Source organism: Pseudorhizobium endolithicum, assembly GCF_902153245.2.
Classification (GTDB): domain Bacteria; phylum Pseudomonadota; class Alphaproteobacteria; order Rhizobiales; family Rhizobiaceae; genus Neorhizobium; species Neorhizobium endolithicum.
This window is the reverse complement of the sequence record NZ_CABFWF030000006.1, coordinates 156,559-173,712: the sequence shown is the minus strand read 5'-3', so window position 1 is coordinate 173,712 and position 17,154 is coordinate 156,559. Positions and strand designations below refer to the sequence as shown.

General features: G+C 65.0%; 16 protein-coding genes and 1 pseudogene. 10 read left to right on the top strand and 7 right to left on the bottom strand.

The features are described from left to right. The gene (gene betB, locus RTCK_RS04280) at nucleotides 1-1,464 is read right to left on the bottom strand and encodes a betaine-aldehyde dehydrogenase (protein WP_142591849.1); all 1,464 of its coding nucleotides are present in this window, start codon (nucleotides 1,462-1,464) and stop codon (nucleotides 1-3) included. Nucleotides 1,465-1,466: 2 nt separating this feature from the next. After that, entirely contained in the window at nucleotides 1,467-2,096 is a 630-nt protein-coding gene (gene betI, locus RTCK_RS04275) for a transcriptional regulator BetI (RefSeq protein ID WP_142591847.1), read from the bottom strand. A 150-nt stretch (nucleotides 2,097-2,246) separates the two neighbouring features. Between betI and RTCK_RS04270 the strand changes: the two genes are divergently transcribed. The 4 genes from RTCK_RS04270 (at nucleotide 2,247) to RTCK_RS04255 (ending at nucleotide 6,477) form a co-directional block, all read left to right on the top strand. Continuing rightward, entirely contained in the window at nucleotides 2,247-2,795 is a 549-nt protein-coding gene (locus RTCK_RS04270) for an HdeD family acid-resistance protein (protein ID WP_142591845.1), read from the top strand. 164 nt (nucleotides 2,796-2,959) lie between these two features. Beyond that, entirely contained in the window at nucleotides 2,960-4,765 is a 1,806-nt protein-coding gene (locus tag RTCK_RS04265) for a bifunctional diguanylate cyclase/phosphodiesterase (protein WP_142591843.1), read from the top strand. Nucleotides 4,766-4,840: 75 nt separating this feature from the next. Then, nucleotides 4,841-5,842 (top strand): NAD(P)H-quinone oxidoreductase, encoded by a 1,002-nt coding sequence (locus RTCK_RS04260; RefSeq protein WP_142591841.1) that lies wholly within the window; start codon nucleotides 4,841-4,843, stop codon nucleotides 5,840-5,842. A 488-nt stretch (nucleotides 5,843-6,330) separates the two neighbouring features. Next, on the top strand, nucleotides 6,331-6,477 hold the full coding sequence (locus RTCK_RS04255) for a DUF1127 domain-containing protein (protein ID WP_142521447.1): 147 nt from the start codon (nucleotides 6,331-6,333) through the stop codon (nucleotides 6,475-6,477). A 70-nt stretch (nucleotides 6,478-6,547) separates the two neighbouring features. Here RTCK_RS04255 and RTCK_RS04250 read toward each other — a convergent pair whose 3' ends face one another. Then, a complete protein-coding gene (locus RTCK_RS04250) occupies nucleotides 6,548-7,285 on the bottom strand; it encodes a DUF3750 domain-containing protein (protein ID WP_142591840.1) in 738 nt (245 codons plus the stop codon). A gap of 70 nt (nucleotides 7,286-7,355) precedes the next feature. On the opposite strand from RTCK_RS04250, the gene RTCK_RS04245 reads away from it, so the two are divergent. Together RTCK_RS04245 and RTCK_RS04240 are read left to right on the top strand one after the other, a co-directional pair. Next, nucleotides 7,356-8,363: an asparaginase gene (locus RTCK_RS04245; protein WP_142591838.1), complete on the top strand. Its 1,008-nt coding sequence runs from the start codon at nucleotides 7,356-7,358 to the stop codon at nucleotides 8,361-8,363. Nucleotides 8,364-8,454: 91 nt separating this feature from the next. Then, nucleotides 8,455-9,081, top strand: a complete 627-nt coding sequence (locus RTCK_RS04240; RefSeq protein WP_142591836.1) for a glutathione S-transferase family protein — start codon at nucleotides 8,455-8,457, stop codon at nucleotides 9,079-9,081. Nucleotides 9,082-9,083: 2 nt separating this feature from the next. On the opposite strand, the gene RTCK_RS04235 is transcribed toward RTCK_RS04240, so the two are convergent. Continuing rightward, entirely contained in the window at nucleotides 9,084-9,284 is a 201-nt protein-coding gene (locus tag RTCK_RS04235) for a hypothetical protein (protein WP_142591834.1), read from the bottom strand. Nucleotides 9,285-9,385: 101 nt separating this feature from the next. Between RTCK_RS04235 and RTCK_RS04230 the strand changes: the two genes are divergently transcribed. Beyond that, on the top strand, nucleotides 9,386-10,318 hold the full coding sequence (locus RTCK_RS04230; RefSeq protein WP_142591832.1) for a LysR substrate-binding domain-containing protein: 933 nt from the start codon (nucleotides 9,386-9,388) through the stop codon (nucleotides 10,316-10,318). Here the strand turns inward: RTCK_RS04230 and RTCK_RS04225 are convergent. Together RTCK_RS04225 and RTCK_RS04220 are read right to left on the bottom strand one after the other, a co-directional pair. Next, entirely contained in the window at nucleotides 10,278-10,937 is a 660-nt protein-coding gene (locus RTCK_RS04225) for a glutathione S-transferase family protein (protein ID WP_142521441.1), read from the bottom strand. The genes RTCK_RS04230 and RTCK_RS04225 overlap by 41 nt on opposite strands. A gap of 94 nt (nucleotides 10,938-11,031) precedes the next feature. Beyond that, nucleotides 11,032-12,408 (bottom strand): TIGR03808 family TAT-translocated repetitive protein, encoded by a 1,377-nt coding sequence (locus RTCK_RS04220; RefSeq protein WP_142521440.1) that lies wholly within the window; start codon nucleotides 12,406-12,408, stop codon nucleotides 11,032-11,034. 168 nt (nucleotides 12,409-12,576) lie between these two features. Between RTCK_RS04220 and RTCK_RS04215 the strand changes: the two genes are divergently transcribed. The 3 genes from RTCK_RS04215 to RTCK_RS04205 are packed head-to-tail and all read left to right on the top strand — an operon-like array spanning nucleotide 12,577 to nucleotide 16,805. Further along, on the top strand, nucleotides 12,577-14,097 hold the full coding sequence (locus RTCK_RS04215) for a diguanylate cyclase domain-containing protein (RefSeq protein ID WP_142521439.1): 1,521 nt from the start codon (nucleotides 12,577-12,579) through the stop codon (nucleotides 14,095-14,097). 51 nt (nucleotides 14,098-14,148) lie between these two features. Continuing rightward, a complete protein-coding gene (locus RTCK_RS04210; RefSeq protein WP_185927903.1) occupies nucleotides 14,149-15,159 on the top strand; it encodes a ligase-associated DNA damage response exonuclease in 1,011 nt (336 codons plus the stop codon). After that, entirely contained in the window at nucleotides 15,159-16,805 is a 1,647-nt protein-coding gene (locus RTCK_RS04205; RefSeq protein WP_142521438.1) for a cisplatin damage response ATP-dependent DNA ligase, read from the top strand. Before RTCK_RS04210 ends, RTCK_RS04205 begins: the two co-directional genes overlap by 1 nt. A gap of 69 nt (nucleotides 16,806-16,874) precedes the next feature. On the opposite strand, the pseudogene RTCK_RS04200 reads toward RTCK_RS04205, so the two are convergent. Next, nucleotides 16,875-17,154: pseudogene (locus RTCK_RS04200) on the bottom strand (methyl-accepting chemotaxis protein); the annotation flags it as partial.

Below are 17,154 nucleotides of genomic sequence, written 5' to 3'. Positions count from 1 at the left end.
TCAATACGGCGCCTCGACCGGACCCATGGCCACGTAGACCGTCTTCAGTTCCGTGTAGTGCTCCAGCGCGGCGGCGGAGTTCTCCCGCCCGAAGCCGGACTGTTTCGAGCCGCCGAAGGGGATTTCCACCGGGCAGAGATTGTAGGTGTTGATCCACAGCGTTCCGGCCTGCAGCCGGTCCACCACCCCGTGCGCTCGTTTCAGGTCGGCGGTGAAGACGCCGCCGGAAAGGCCGAATTCGGTGGCGTTGGCGCGGGTGACCACCTCCGCCTCGTCCTCGAAATCGAGCACGCACATCACCGGGCCGAAAATCTCCTCGCGTGCGATCGTCATGTCGTCCGTCACGTCGGCGAACACGGCCGGCTGCACGTAGAAACCTTCGCCCGGTACGTCGTTGGGAATGCCCCCGCCCGTGACCAGCCGCGCGCCTTCCGCCTTGCCCTTCTCGATGTAGCCGAGCACTTTCTCGCGCTGTGCCCGCGAAACGAGCGGCCCCATCTGGGTTGTCTCGTTCATCGGGTCGCCGATGGCGATCTTCTCCGTGCGCTCCTTCAGGCGTGACAGGAACTTCTCCTTGATCCGCTTCTGCACGAAGACGCGCGTGCCGTTGGAGCAGACCTGCCCCGTGGAGTAGAAATTGCCGAGCATGGCGCCGCCAATGGCACTGTCGAGATCGGCATCGTCGAAGACGATCAACGGCGACTTGCCACCCAGTTCCATGGTCACGTGCTTCAACTGCCCCGCTGCTGCCGCCGCTACCTTCCGGCCGGTCGGTACGGAGCCGGTGAGTGAGATCTTCGCCACGTCCGGGTGGTTGACGAGGAGCGGCCCCGTCTCCCGGTCGCCTTGGACGACATTGAACACGCCCCTCGGCAGCCCCGCCTCGAGCAGGATTTCGGCGATCTTCAGCGCGCCGAGCGGCGTCGTCTCCGAGGGCTTGAACACCATCGCATTGCCGGCGGCGAGTGCGGGTGCTGCCTTCCAGCAGCAGATCTGCTGCGGATAGTTCCAGGCGCCGATGCCGACGCAGACCCCGAGCGGCACCCGCTTCGTATAGGCCCAGTCGCCGCCGAGCGGGATGTGCGCGCCGTTGAGTGCCGTCGCCGCGATGCCGCCGAAGAATTCGAGGCTGTCGGCGCCGGAGGTCGGGTCGGCGACGGTCGTCTCCTGGATCGGTTTGCCCGTATCCAGCGTCTCCAGTTCCGAAAGCTCGCGGTTGCGCTCCCGCATGATCTCCGCCGCCCGCTTCAGGATACGGCCGCGCGCCGTGGGGCTCATCGCCGCCCATTCCGCCTGGGCCCGCTTAGCGGAGGCGACCGCGCGCTCGACGATGGCCGGCGTCGCCGCATGCAGCCGGGCAATCACCTCGCCGGTGGCCGGATAGATGCTCTCGATCACCGCACCGGCCGTGTCTTCCACATACGCGCCGTCGATGAAATGGCTGGCCTTCGGTTGTGCGCGCATGATCATTCTCCTGGCCGGCTCGAAGGGTGGACGGATGCCGCCGCATCCTTGAGGAAGGGGCGAAGCTGCAGGTCGAGGTAGTCCTCCGTCAGCGCGACGGAGGCGGTGCTGCCGATCGGGGCCGAGCGCAGGCTCTGGCGGATGTAGAGGCCGTCGATCATGGCCGCGACGCCTTCGGCGATCCGCGCCGCGTCGTCCGGCGGGCAAAGCCGCTCGAGGCCGTGGAGGAGGTTGGAGCGCAGGCGCCTGGCATAGATCACCAGCAGCCGGCGAACCTCCTCCGAACGCTGCGCCTCCACATAGAAGGCGAGCCAGGCCGCAACCGTCTCCGGGGCGAACTGATCGGCCTGGAAGGACACGCGGATGATGGCGGAAAGCCGTTCGCGCGGCGTGTCTAGATGCTCCATCGCCGCGACGGCATCCGCCCGCAGGCGGCCCAGGAGGCTGCGGATCGTCGCCACCAGCAACTGCTGCTTGCTGCCGAAATAGTGGTGCGCAAGCGCCGGCGAGACTCCAGCCTCCCGCGCGATGTCGGACATCGTCACGTCCAGCGATCCGTGCTGTCCGATTGCTCGTAGCGTGGCATCCATCAGCGCCTTGCGGCGCAACGGCTCCATTCCGATACGGGGCATGGCTGATCTCCGATTTCCGGCAGTGTATTATTGATTGACTGATCAATCAATAATAGCCACCAATTCATCAGCCTCATATTGACGAAGCGCGATGCTCATCCACATTCCCAGCAGGTGCGCATGTGTCCTTGCTCGATCGGAGAAATTGCCATGGCTTTCGGAATGGAAAGGCCCCATGCGGCGCAGGTGAGGGACAAGTGGGGCTGGTTTCTTGCCCTCGGCGTCCTGCTTCTGGTCTTGGGGCTCCTCGCCTTTCTCAACGTCTTCCTGGCCACCGTGGCCTCCGTCCTCTACATCGGCGCGATGATGCTCGTCGGCGGCGCCGTCCAGTTCGCGCATGCCTTTCAGGCCAAAGGCTGGAGCCAGGCGATCTACTGGGGTGCGAGTGGCCTGCTCTACATGCTCGCCGGCTTCCTGGCCTTCTGGAACCCGGCGTTGACCGCGGCTCTCTTCACGCTCTTCATGTCGGGAGCTCTCCTGGTGGCCGGGGCAGCCCGGATATGGGTCGGCTACAAGATGCGGCCGATGAAGGGGTCGGGCTGGATCATTGTCGGCGGCCTCGTAACTGCGCTCGCAGGCATCGCCATAGCGACCGGCTGGCCGGTGAACAGCCTCTGGGTTCTCGGCCTCTTCCTTGCGATCGACCTGACGATGCAGGGCTGGGCGCTGATTGCGGTGGCGCTTGCCGCCCGCCGCTGAAAGCCTTCGGTCCCGTCACGGCCGGCAGGGGAATCCCGGATCGCGACCTATTGAATCAAAAGCACCTTAACCTTCATGTAACATTCACATACGCGAAAGGCTTTGTTGACGAGTGGGGAAGGATGCTCCGCGTGCTCAAGACTATTGCGCGCATGGAGTAAGTCATGAACTCGGCGGCCGCTATCGAACCCGGCCTTTTCAGGCGATATGCTGGAGACCAGCTTCTCACGCTCTCAAAGCTGGTTCTGGAAAGCGCTTTCCAGCCGATCGTCGAGGTCGCGACCGGAACGGTGTTCGGTTATGAGACCTTGATGCGCGGTTTTGACCGCATCGGCTTCTCCTCGCCGCTGGAACTCCTCGATCAGGCCGCGGAAGCAGGCCAGTTGCTGGCGCTGGAGCAGATGATGGCGGGCCGGTCGCTCGCCAAGTTCGCGACGCTGCCGGATTTTGCCTCGGCGACGCTCTTCCTCAATCTGGACGTCCGCCTCATCAAAGACGGCGACTACATCATCGAAAGGCTTGTCCAGCACCTGAGGAAGGCGAGCATCCCGCCGTCCTCCGTCTGCTTCGAGCTGTCCGAGCGTTTCGACAACACGAGCGTGCCGGAATTCGCAGCGCTGGTGGACAAGCTCCGCAAGGCCGGGTTCAAGCTCGCCATCGACGATTTCGGCGTCGGCCATGGGGAAATTAAGCTCCTGTGCGACTACCAGGTGGACTATCTCAAGATCGACCGCCACTTCATCGACGGGATCGACCAGAGCGCGCGCAAGCGCCATCTCTTCAAGAACATCGTCCACATCGCCCATGTCCTCGGGGTGCGGGTGATCGCCGAAGGCATCGAGACCGAAGCGGAATTGCTGACGTGCCGCGAGTATGGCGTGGATCTCGTGCAGGGCTATTTCATCGCTCGCCCGACGACCTTCCAGAACGAGCTGCAGTCGTCCTTCCCGCATCTGGCGGAAATCGGCAGGAGCCGCCGCTCCAGCCAATCCCTGGACGAAATCCTCATCCGCAAGCAGATCGAGCGCCTTCCGGCGGTCTACGAGCATGAGAGCATCGACAGCGTATTCGAGCTCTTCCGCCGCAACCCGCGGCAGGCGTTCTTTCCGGTCCTCAACGCCAATGGCGAGCCGCGCGGCGTCATCAACGAATACCATCTGAAGGAATTCATCTATCAGCCCTTCGGCCGCGACCTTCTCAAGAACAAGGTCTATGAGCGGACGATCTCCCATTTCGTCGACATGGCGCCGATCATCGGGCTGGATGCCGATGCGGAAGAACTGATGAGCCTCTTCGCCAGCATGGACAATTCCGCCTGTGTCATCCTGACGGAGAACATGCGCTATGCGGGCGTGGTTTCGGCGGCCTCCCTCGTCAAGGTGATCAGCGAGAAGCAGTTGAAGATCGCCCAGGATCAGAACCCGCTGACGGGGCTGCCGGGCAACCGGGCGATCGGCGACTTCATGCAGGAGGCCGGCCGCGACGACGAGGACAGCCGCTTCTTCTGCTACTGCGACTTCGACCACTTCAAGCCGTTCAACGATCTCTACGGCTTCCACATGGGCGACCATGCCATCTCGCTCTTCTCCGCCCTGTTGCGCCGGTACTTCTTCTCCGACGATCTTTTCCTCGGTCATGTCGGCGGCGACGACTTCTTCATCGGCGTGCGCGACTGGACGCGCGAGGAACTGGCCGAGATACTCGAACGGCTCCTCAGCGATTTTCACGACGACGTGGTCGGGCTCTATTCGGCGGAAGAGCAGGCGGTGGGATGCATCAAGGGTCACGACCGCAACGGCGACGAGCGCTTCTTCCCACTGCTTCGCTGTTCGATCGGCGTTCTGGAATTGCCGAAGGGGCTGCTGCTCGACGATGTCGGCCAGATCGCGAGCAGCATCGCGGCGGTGAAGGCGCAGTCGAAGGAGGCGCCCGCCGGCCTCGTCTTCGTCGCCTTCGGCGAGACAAATTGACACCGTGACGGGCAACCGTCTTTCCGATGCCGCCGGCGCGTCCTAAGTCTCCTTTTCCAAACCAGGAGACCTGCCATGCCGCTCCCCAGCCAGATGCGCTATGTCGATCTACCCGCCTTCGGAGGGCCGGAGGTGATGAAGCTTGCGACCGGTCCCGTGCCGCAACCGCGGGCCGGCGAGGTGATCGTCCGGGTCGAGGCCGCCGGCGTCAACCGGCCGGACGTGGCGCAGCGCAGCGGCAGCTATCCGCCGCCGAAGGACGCGAGCCCGATCCTCGGCCTCGAAGTGGCCGGCACGGTCGTCGCGCTGGGCGAGGGCGTCACGGACATCACCATCGGCGAGCGGGTCTGCGGACTGGCGAACGGCGGCGGCTATGCCGAATACTGCGCGCTGCCCGCGGGCCAGACGCTGCCGTTCCCGCGGGGCTATGATGCGGTGAAGGCCGCCGCGCTGCCCGAGACCTTCTTCACCGTCTGGGCGAACCTCTTCCAGATGGCGGGCCTGACGGAAGGCGAGACGGTGCTGATCCACGGCGGCACCAGCGGTATCGGCACGACGGCGATCCAGCTCGCCAGAGCCTTCGGAGCGGAGGCCTATGCGACGGCGGGCTCTGCCGAAAAGTGCCGCGCCTGCGAAAAGCTCGGCGCCCGCCGAGGCATCAACTACCGCGATGAGGATTTCGTCGAGGTGGTCAAGGCCGAGACCGCAGGCAGGGGCGTCGACGTCGTCCTCGACATGATCGGCGCCGACTATTTCAACCGCAACCTGAGCGCGCTGGCCAGGGACGGCTGCCTGTCGATCATCGCCTTTCTCGGTGGCGCCGTCGCCGAGAATGCGAACCTCTCCCCGATCATGGTGAAGCGCCTTACGGTCACCGGCTCAACGATGCGGCCCCGCACGGCGGAGGAGAAGCGGGCGATCCGCGACGAGTTGAGATCCGAGGTCTGGCCGTTCCTCGATACGGGCAAGGTGGCGCCGGTGATCCACGCCGTCATGCCCTTCGACAAGGTCGTCGAGGCGCACCGGCTGATGGAGACGAGCAGCCATATCGGTAAGATCATCCTCGATCTGCGGTAGGGTGAATCAGCAGGCTCGCGAATGCTAGGCGAAGCCAGGGAGACTTCAACTCAATTATATCCGAACATTGTCACATAACGTGCCTTGCATACATGCGACGCCATGCCTACCTTCTGTTCATCGTCAACGTAATGAAAGGAAGGTGATCCAATGTCGAGTGAGATTTCGGTCTGCGTTTCGGACTTTGGAAAGGTGATGGTCTTGACGGGGCAGCCCTCGGCCTGAACGCATCTTCCTGCGGGCGCCATTTCGGCGTCCGGGTTCGTCAACCGGACCAAACTCATGGAAGGGCCGCCGACGCGGCCCTTTTCCGTTTCCGGCCCACCCTTTGGATAGGCCGTAGGATCCATGCAAGCAATGCATGGGTGAGCTGATATTTGTGCGCTTTTGGTGTGCGCGGGCAGGGACTATATGGAGGCTATCGAAGCAGAAGAGAGCGCCAATGCCTGGCCGCCATGCTTCGGAACGCCCACGAAAGGGGGTTTGTCATGAACGTCGTCCGTACCTTCAACAACTGGCGCCAATACCGCCGCACCGTTGCCGAACTGAGCCGCATGAGCTCGCGTGACCTCAACGATCTCGGCATTTCCCAGTGCGATATCCACCGCGTTGCCCGTCAGGCTTCCGGCTTCTGATTAACCGATCATCGCCTGGTACCTGTGAACGCCCGCATGCCGCGGGCGTTTTGCATTTCCCGGCCTGTCGCTAGAAGCCGATCCTTCCGACAGCGGGCACCTTGATGCCGGGAGTGGCGAGATCCAGTCCCGCCACGAGCCCCAGGAAATGCAGTTCGATGCCGCTGCGGACGCCGGCGGAAAAGCCGAGAAGCCCACCGAGTGTCACGTGCACGTCGCGCCAGTCCGCATCCACATGCACGAAGTCGCCATCCGGCAGGTAGTCGCGCCCCACCGCATGGGGTGGCAGCACCGCGCCGAGCTCCGGCACGCTTCTGAGCACGAAGGCAACGAAGGTGTTGGAATTTGGGCCGGGGAAGATCCTGTAGCCGCCGGGTTCCGCGTAGGGATAGGCCGCGATTGCGCCCTCCACTTTCGGGATCAGCAGTTCCGCCTCCACGCCGGTCACCGCCTTCACGAGCTGTGGCGGGTTGGAATACCAGTAGGCGTCTGGCGGCCGGTGGTTGCGCCGGATCGGCGATCCCCAGCCCACCTTGTCGTAGCGCGTGTAGCTGTCGGCGCCCTTCTCCTTGGTGACGATCCAGGCATGGCTGGCGACGGCTCCCTTCAGCCCACCGGTGGTCGCCGAAAAGATGTAGACCGCCGCCTCCTCGCTCTCGCTCGCCTCGGGCAGGATCCGGGCGGACGACCAGCGCGCCTCGCTCCAGCGGCCCGGCCGCTCCTGGATCGCCCACCAGCCCGCGGACGCGAAGGTCGGCAGCAGATAGACGATGAAGATGATGAGAAGCAGCCGCTTCAAGTATTTCATTCAAGACCTCGTGCAACTCGTGTACCGGTCGGCTAAGAGCGATTGAAACCAGCAATCGAAGGGCCGACCAATGCAAAACCCCGTTACCGTCGAAGTGACCCGCGGCCGTATCGTCGAAAGCCGCCACCGCGGCATGGGGATCGTGGTCGATGGCGATGGCAGGACCGTGTTCTCCTTCGGCGACGTGGAGAGCGGCGTCTTCCCCCGCTCCGCCTGCAAGGCGATGCAGGCTCTGCCGCTGGTCGAGAGCGGCGCGGCGGATGCCTACGGCTTCGGCAACAGGGAACTGGCGCTGGCCTGCGCCTCCCATTCCGGCGAGGACGGGCATGCCGCGCTCGCCGCCTCCATGCTGGCGCGCGCCGGCCGTGATGTGTCGGCGCTGGAATGTGGAGCGCACTGGTCGTCGGACCAGAACACGCTGATCCACCAGGCCCGCACGCTCGAAAAGCCGACCGCCCTTCACAACAACTGCTCCGGCAAGCATTCCGGCTTCGTCTGCACCTGCTGCCATGCCGGCTATGAGGTGGAGGGCTACGTCAACTACGACCATCCGCTGCAGGCGGAAATCCGCGGCACCATGGAGGCCCTGACGGGTGCCGCGCTCGGCTACGAGACCTGCGGCATCGACGGCTGCTCCATCCCCACCTATGCCGCGCCTCTCAAGGGGCTGGCGCACGGTTTCGCCAGAATGCTCACCGGGGCGGGACTGGAGCCCCTGCGTGCCAAGGCATCGCGCCGGCTCATGGAAGCCTGCATGGCCGAGCCCTTCTATGTCGCCGGCACCAGGCGCGCCTGCACGAAGCTGATGCAGGTCGCACCCGGCAAGATCTTCGCCAAGACCGGTGCCGAAGGCGTGTTCGTGGCGGCGCTCCCGGACCAGGGCCTGGCCATGGCGGTGAAATGCGAGGACGGCACGACCCGCGCAGCGGAGGCAATGATCTTCGCCCTGATCGCCCGCTGGTTTGAAAGGGATGGAGAGGTCCACCAGTCCCTGATGGCCATGGCCAACAAGTCCATGAAGAACTGGAACGGCATCCATGTCGGCGACATCCGCGTCACCGACGCGCTGTTTGCCTGATCGCGGCCTGCCTTCGTCAGAAGGCGCCAACGGGGCTTGATGCTGCTGCGCACGGCGCCAAATCATCGGTAACAAATAACGGAGGAGCCCGATGTACACGCTGTTCTACTCGCCCAATGCCTGCTCGCTCGCCAGCCATATCGCGCTGGCGGAATCCGGGCTTCCCTATGAGGTGCGGCGGGTGAATTTCGCGGGGAACGAGCAGCGCTCGCCGGAATATCTGAAGCACAATCCGAACGGCCGCGTGCCGGCGCTGGTGACCGACCGGGGCACGCTGATCGAAAGCCCGGCGATCCTCGCCTTCATCGCGCAGGTGGCGCCGGAGGCGAAGCTGGCGCCGCTCGAGGATCCCTTCGAATTCGCCCGCATGCAGGGCTTCAACAGCTTCATCGCCTCCTCCCTGCATGTCGCCTATGCCCACAACAAGCGCGGCTATCGCTGGGCCGACGAGCCGGAGGCCCTCGACGCCATGAAGCGGAAGGTCGTGCCGAACATGCGGATGTATTTCGGCATGGTGGAAAACGACTTCCTGACCGGCCCGTGGGTGCTGGGCGACAGCTATTCGGTTGCGGATCCCTACCTGTTCACGATGGCGGACTGGCTGGAGGGCCTCGCAATCGACCTGAACGAGTTTCCGACGGTGGCCGCCCACTACCGCAGGATGATGGAGCGGCCGGCGGTACGGCGCGCCCTCGCGACGGAGAGGCCTGCGGCCTGACCTCAGGCGCAGCGTTTCAGGAAGATCTCCCTCCCGCCGCTCTCCGGCAGTGCGCGCGGCGGGCGCGGGAATGGCAGATCGGCCAGTTCCCTTTCCGCCATCCTCGCGAGATCGGGATGGCGAAGCATATCCTCCTGCCAGGAGCAGCCGTCGGGCGAGCCCAGCCAGGCCAGGCCATTCAAGATTGTCTGAAGCAGCGCCATGGGCGAACCTCGCCAGTTGTCGTACCATCTTTGGCAAGAATGCCGCTTCCAGCTCGGACAACTCAATGGAGTTCTTCAGCGCGATGCTGTAGAAAATCTATATGAAAAACCTGAACGTGCTGCATCTGAACGGCCTGCGGGCGTTGGAGGCGGTGGCGCGTCTCGGCTCGCTGCAGGCGGCGGCGGACGAGATGGGCGTCACCGTCGGTGCCGTCAGTCAGCAGGTCATCAAGGCCGAGGCGCAACTGGGGCGGCCGGTCTTCCAGCGCCTCCCCAAGGGCATGATCCCCCTCGACGCCGCGCGCCCGATGCTGGCGCGGCTGACGGAGGGTTTCCGGGCCCTGTCGCAGGCGGTGGCGCTCGGTCGCCCGCATGACGAGAACCTGCTGACGATCTCGGTTGCTCCGGTGTTTGCGGCCCGTTTCCTCGTCCATCGGCTCGAAGCCTTCTCGCGCCTGCATCCGCAGATACGGCTGCGGATCGAAGCCACGACCGCGCTTGCGGATTTCGACGGCAGCGACATCGACCTCGGCATTCGCGTCGGGCGCGGCACATGGCCGGGGGTCGATGCGGAACTGCTGATGGAGCAGCGGGTCTTTCCCGTCTGCGCGCCGGCCCTTGCGGCGGAGCTGAAGGACCCCGCCGACATCCTGAAGCTTCCGGCGATCATCGACGGCCCTTCGATGTTCTCCTGGGATGTGTGGCTGGGAGAAGCGGGATTGGCGGGTGGGAAGATGACCGCCCGGCACGTCTTTAACGACGCATCGCTGTGCCTGGACGCGACGATGGCCGGACAGGGAGTGATGCTCGCCTGGCAGACCCTGGCCGGGTTCGCGCTGGAGCAGGGACGGCTGGTGAAACCCTTCGCCATCGAGGCGAGGACGGGCATGGGCCACTACCTCGTGACCCGCGCCGGGCGCCCCGCACCGGTCAAGGTGCGCATGTTCCGCGACTGGCTGCGGTCGGAGATGCAGACGCTCGACCGCGCCGTCGTCAGGCCGGTTCCCGAAGGCGTTTCTCCCACATCACCTTGAAGGCCGGCCTTGCCTGGCAGGCTTCGAGCCAGGCCTTCAGCGCCGGCCGGCTTGCGAACAGCGGCGCATGGCCCTGCGCGTAGCGGACGATCTCCGCCACGATGATGTCTGCAGCCGTGAAACGGTCGCCGAGGATGTGCGAGTGCGCCGTCAGGTGGGCCTCCAGCACATCGAAGGGGCGCTCCAGATCGCCTGCCGATGCGGTGATCTTCGCCTTGCCCTCCGTCGTTTCCGACAGGCCGTCGCCGATCGCCTTCTGGATGTCGAGCGCCGGCGTCTCGATGCTGGTGGCGGAAAACAGCGCCCATTGCACCATCTGGGCATCTTCCGCGAGGTCCTTCGGGCCGAGATCGCCGCCGTACTTCTTCGCGAGGTAGAGCGTGATGGCGAGCGACTCGTGCAGCACGAAGCCGTCGTCGTCCATCGATGGGATGGACCCCATCGGATTGATCGCGAGGAATTCCGGCGAGCGGGTGTTGAAGGGGGCGTCGGCCGCGGAAGGCTCGGGCAGCCGGTAGGCCTGGATCACCGGCTCGTGCCTGTGGGGCAGGCCCAGTTCCTCGATCAGCCAGAGCGGCCGGGTGGCGCGGGAGCGGTAGACACCGTAGATCGTCAGCATTCATGTCCTCCTGAAAAGCCCGCCCACGCTACGGGGTCGAGGGTTCCGGTGGAAGGGCATTCCGCGTTGTGAGGCCATCAATTGTTTCGATGGTTCAGGCGTGCCGGTTGCCCTGGATGGTCAGGTGGGGGAAGCCTCCGCCTTCTCCGTCGACAAGGTCCCTCGTCGCCCGGTCGTGCCAGCGGAAGCCCAGGATGGCGCCATCCTGCATCGCCTCGAAGATGTTGCCGCTGATGAGCGCGCTGCCGGCCTCCTCCACGACCGACACCGCGCAGCCGATCCTGGCCTCGCGGACGATGTTGCCGGTCGCTGCGACGTTGCGCAGATAAGGTCCCCAGCCGAGCAGCATCGCGAAGCGCGGCACGTTCTCGATGACATTGCCCGACACCACCGTATCCGCCTCGACGCCGATGCCGATCCCGAAGCCGACGCTGTCGTGCTCATAGGGGCCGGCAGGCGAGATGTTCCGGACGATGTTGTTGGCGACGACCGCAAGCCGGCCACCCTCGTTGAAGTTGGCGATGCTGATGCCGTTGGCCGCGCCATCCACGAGATTACCGGTGACCACCGCACCCTCGAAACCGAATTCGGAATAGATCGCGGTCTCGCCGGAGCGCAGGCAGTGATTGTCGGCAATCCTGACGTTGGAAGAGCCGTTGGCGCGGATGGCGGTGAAGGCGCTGTCGGTGATGTGGTTCCCCGAGACACTCACCTCGTCTGCCCGGTAGAGATTGATGGCGTTGCCGAACTGGCCGGTGCCGCCATAGCTTGCCCCCGTGCGGGCGATGCGGTTGCCGGAGATGATGGAGCCGTCCTCTCCTTTTTCCCGTCGATGGATCAGGATGCCGCCGTTACCGCAGTCGGCAAGGCTGTTGCCGGTTACGGAGAGGCCGGTGCTGTCGATCGCATAGAGGCCGTATTCGCCGATCCCCGACATCCGGTTCCCCCCCACGGCGCCGCTGCAGCGTTCCAGTTGCAGCGCCGTTTTCCCGCAGCCGGTGAATGCGCAGTTCTCGATCGTGAGCTCCGGGACGTCGCGCAGATGGAGCAGGGCCGGCACGTCGTCGGGCAGGGTCAGGCCGGCCCCGTCGAAATCGATGCCGGCAAGTTCAATCCGGCGGGCGCCGGTCGCGCTGGCGATGAAGGGGCCGCTGCCGGCGAGAGCAAGTGTGGTGGCGCCGGCGATCCCGGTCAGCCGCGTCCGGTCCGGCAGCCTGAGCCCCGTCACCTCGTAGCGCCCCGGCGGCAGGAAAACCCACTGATTTCCCGCGGCCGCCTGATGGATCAGGTCCTGCAGCCTCCGTGTCTGGTCCAGACCGCCGACGCCGCTCACGCCGGCGGTCCGGGCATCGATCGCTCCGCGGAGATTGGTCGGCGACAGGACGGGCTGAGCCTGTGCCGAGCCCCTGGCGAGGAAGCCGCCGCCGGCCGCCGATGAGAGCCCGAGCAGGACCCTTCGTCTGGAGATCATTCCGTTTCTCTCCCAAGAAGCTGACGATGATACGCAATGTAGGTTGGATGCATCATGCAACGACACAATTTTTACGTTTATATTAAAGAAGATTAAGGATTTGCCGCGCAATATCCTTCGACGGAAGGGCATCTTCTTTAGCGAGAAGCGGTTGGGGAGAGACATAGGATGAACAATCCCGTGTCGGATGACGTGCATGCACAGAATTCCTCGCTGACGCTCGAGGATCTTCGCCTTCGGCTGGTCGCCGCCGCGACTGATGCCGAGCTGTCCGGCGCGTTCGCGATCCTCGACCGGCTGGATGCCTGTTCGCTTGTGGATCAGTTCCCGGAACTCATTTACGTGAAGGACCGCCGCAGCCGCTTCGTCCTCGCCAATGCTGCGACCGCCAGCGCGAACGGATGCGTTCATCCCCTGGACCTTCTTGGAAAGACCGATTTCGATCTCTTCGAGAGCAGCCCGGCCGAAGAGCTCTTCCTGGCGGAGCAGCGGATGATGTCGACCGGCGAGCCGATCGCCGGCATGGAGCATCGCCTCGTCTTTGGTGGCAGGCCCCGCTGGCTCCAGTCCACCAAGACACCGCTGAGGGATGCGGAGGGGCGGATCGTCGGCCTGATCGGCATCTCCCGCGACATCACCGAACGCAAGCGGCAGGAGGATCTGCGGCGGGGCCACGCCCGTCTCCTGGACATGGTGGCCCGCGGGCAGCCGCTCGACCGCGTGCTGTTCGCCCTCGTCGATCTCGTGGAGGAGGAACTGGACGATGTGGTCGCCTCCCTCCTGCTTCTGGAGGAGGGGAGCGACCGCCTGCGGCATGGCGCAGCGCCAGGTCTTCCGGAATCCTATGTCAGGATGATCGACGGCATCCGGATTGGTCCGCGGGCGGGATCCTGCGGAACCGCCGCCTGGCGTCGAGAACCCGTCGTCGTCAGCGATGTGCTGCAGGATCCGCTCTGGGAGGATTACCGGGAATTGGCCGTTCATTTCGGCTTCCGCTCCTGCTGGTCCACGCCGATCATGGGCGCGGAGGAGAGGGTCCTCGGCACTTTTGCGCTCTATTCGGGAACGGTACGGGAGCCGACGCCGCTGGAACGCGAGCTGTCAGCCATGGCGACCGATATCGCCGGGATCGCCATCGAGCGGGCGCGGGCCGAAGAGCGTATCCGCTACATGGCGCATCATGACGCGCTGACCGGCCTGCCGAACCGCACCCTGTTCTGGAGCCAGTTGAACCGTACGCTTGCCGAGGCGCGGCGGGAAGGGCGCAGCGTCGCCGTCGCCTACATCGACCTGGACAATTTCAAGGAGATCAACGACCGGCTGGGCCATGCTGCCGGCGACGAGGTTCTGAAGACGATTGCGGCGCGGCTGCCGCGCTGCATCCGCGCGAACGACCTGCTTGTCCGCCTCGGCGGCGACGAATTCGCGATCGTCTTCGCCAGCCTGAAGCAGGATGAGGGCGGCGTCGTTCGGCGCATGGAGGAATTGCGCACGGTCATCTCCACGCCCATCGTCTTCGAGGGGGAACCCGTCCAGGTGACCTGCAGCATGGGCGTCGCCTTCTATCCCGAGGACGGACATACGCCCGAGGAGCTGCTGGCCCGGGCGGACCGAGCCATGTATGGCGCCAAGCACGACGGCCGGGACCGCCTGCAGGTCTGGCATGGCTCTCCTCCCCAGCCGGAATGATGCCCGGTACCGCTGTCTTTCATCTCCCGCGGCGCGCCCTATCTTGAGGGCATGAAACCAGAGGCGCTGCTTCATCCCACCCCCGCCGGTCTCTTCTGCCCCGTCGGCCGCTTCCATGTCGATCCGGTGCGGCCCGTCGAGCGGGCGCTCATCACCCATGGCCATTCCGACCACGCCCGCTCCGGCCACGGCAAGGTGCTCGCGACGCGCCAGACGCTCGACATCATGCGCATCCGCTACGGCGACGATTTCTGCGGTTCCGAACAGGCTGTGGAGTTCGGAGAGCGCGTCGACGTAAACGGCGTCACCGTCTGCTTCCATCCGGCCGGGCACGTCCTGGGCTCGGCGCAGATCCTCATCCAGAAGGACGGGCTCAGGATCAACGTCTCCGGCGACTACAAGCGCGGCACCGATCCGACCTGTGCCTCCTTCGAACCCGTTGCCTGCGACGTCTTCATCACCGAGGCGACCTTCGGCCTGCCGGTCTTCCACCATCCCGACCCGAAGGAGGAGATCGGCAAGCTGCTCACTTCGCTCAAGCAGTTTCCCGAGCGCAGCCACCTGATCGGTGCCTATGCGCTGGGCAAGGCGCAGCGCGTCATCCGGCTCATCCGCGACTGCGGCTATCATGAGCCCATCTTCATCCACGGGGCGCTGGCGAGGCTCTGCGACTACTATCGCGAACAGGGCATAGACCTCGGCGAGATTCGTCCCGCGACGCTGGAGAAGAAGGATCCCGATGCCTTTAAGGGCGCCGTCGTGGTCAGTCCGCCGTCTGCCTTCCAGGACCGCTGGGCGCGCCGCTTCAACGAGCCGCTGATCGCCTTCGCCTCCGGCTGGATGATGGTGCGCCAGCGCGCCAAGCAGGGCGGGGTGGAACTGCCGCTGGTGATCTCCGACCATTGCGACTGGCCGGAACTTCTCTCGACCATCAGGGAGATCGAGCCTTCGGAAGTCTGGGTGACGCACGGCCGCGAGGAAGCCCTGGTCCGCTGGTGCGAGCTGCAGGGCATCCCGGCTCGCCCGCTGCATCTCGTCGGCTATGAGGACGAGGGGGACTGATGAAAGCCTTCGCGACCCTCCTCGACCGCCTCGTCCTGACGCCGTCGCGCAACGGCAAGCTGAAGCTGCTCGCCGATTACTTCCGCGATACGCCCGATCCGGATCGCGGCTATGGTCTCGCCGCACTCGCCGGCACGCTTGACCTCAGGAACATCAAACCCGCCTTGCTCCGCGATCTCGTGCTGGAACGGCTGGACCCGGTGCTCTTCCAGTATTCCTACGACTATGTCGGAGATCTGGCGGAAACCATCGCGCTCGTCTGGGACGGCGGCGAGAAGGACGACACCACGGACGAGGAGCAGCCGCGGCTGGGCCAGGTGGTGACGATGATGAATTCGCTCGGCCGCACCGAGGTCCGCGCCGCTGTCCGCGACCTCCTTGACCATCTCGATCCCTCCAGCCGCTTCGCCTTCCTGAAGCTCGCCACCGGCGCGCTCCGCATCGGCGTTTCCGCCAGGCTCGCCAAGCAGGCGCTGTCGGACATGAGCGGTCCCGGAGAGAACCAGAAGGACGTGACGGAGATCGAAACCCTGTGGCACGGTCTCGGCCCGCCCTACGAGCCGCTCTTCGCCTGGTTGGAAGGCAGGGCGGAGAAGCCGGTGCTGGCGACGCCGGCGATCTTCCACTCGGTCATGCTGGCTAACCCGGTGGAGGAGGGCGATCTCGAAAAGCTCGACCCGGAGGATTATGCCGCCGAATGGAAATGGGACGGCATTCGGGTGCAGATGTCGAGCTATGGCGGTACGAAGAAGCTCTATTCCCGCTCCGGCGACGACATCACTGGGGCCTTCCCGGATGTCGTGGAATCCATCGATTTCGAGGGGGTCGTGGATGGCGAACTGCTGGTCGGCGGCACCATTCGCTCCAACAGCCCGACCCGCACCTTCTCCGACCTACAGCAGCGGCTGAACCGCAAGACGGTGACCCCGCGCATGCTGGACGATTATCCCGCCTTCGTGCGCGCCTACGACCTGCTGTTTCAGGGCGACAGGGACATCCGCGCTCGCACCTTCCTGGAGCGCCGCGAGCGTCTGGGCGAGGTGATCGACAAGGCCCCGCACGACCGCTTCGACCTTTCGGATCTTGTCGCCTTCTCGGACTGGCAGGAGCTCGACCGCCTGCGCCTCTCGCCGCCCGATCCCGTCATCGAGGGAGTGATGATCAAGCGCAAGGACAGCGCCTACCAGGCCGGCCGCCTCAAGGGCCCATGGTTCAAATGGAAGCGTGATCCCTACAATATCGATGCGGTGATGCTCTACGCCCAGCGCGGCCACGGCAAGCGGTCGAGCTATTATTCCGACTTCACCTTCGGCGTCTGGGCGGAAACCCCGGACGGCGAGCAGTTGGTTCCGGTGGGCAAGGCCTATTTCGGCTTCACCGACGCGGAGCTGGAAGTGCTGGACAAGTTCGTGCGCGACAACACGGTCGACCGCTTCGGTCCGGTGCGCGCGGTGCGTGCCGAACCGGATTTTGGCTTCGTGCTCGAAGTCGCCTTCGAAGGCATCCAGCGTTCGACGCGCCACAAGTCCGGCGTCGCCATGCGCTTTCCCCGCATTTCGCGCCTTCGCCGGGACAAGCTGCCCCGCGACGCGGACCGGCTGGCGACGCTGACGGCGATGATCGAGGCGAATACGCCGCAGCCGTAACCTCGAACGAAGAGGGCGGATGGCTCGCGCCACCCGCCCTTGTTCTCGTTTAGCTTCGGGAGGCTTGGCTCAGAACTCTTCCCAGCTGTCGTTGCTGAGTGCGACCGCTGCCGATCCCTTGGCGGAGAAGGCGTTGGCGATCTTGCCCATCATGCTGCGGGCCGGCGAGGCGACCGGAGCGGACCTGGCGCCCGCCTTGGCGACCGCCTTGGTGACCGGTGCGGAGCTTCGCTGCGGTGCCGGCTGGTAGGATGCCGACGCCCCAAGCTGGAACTGGCCGATCAGCCCGCGCAGGCGGCTTGCCTCGTTGGCGAGGGTGGCGCCCGCCGCATTGGCTTCTTCCACCATT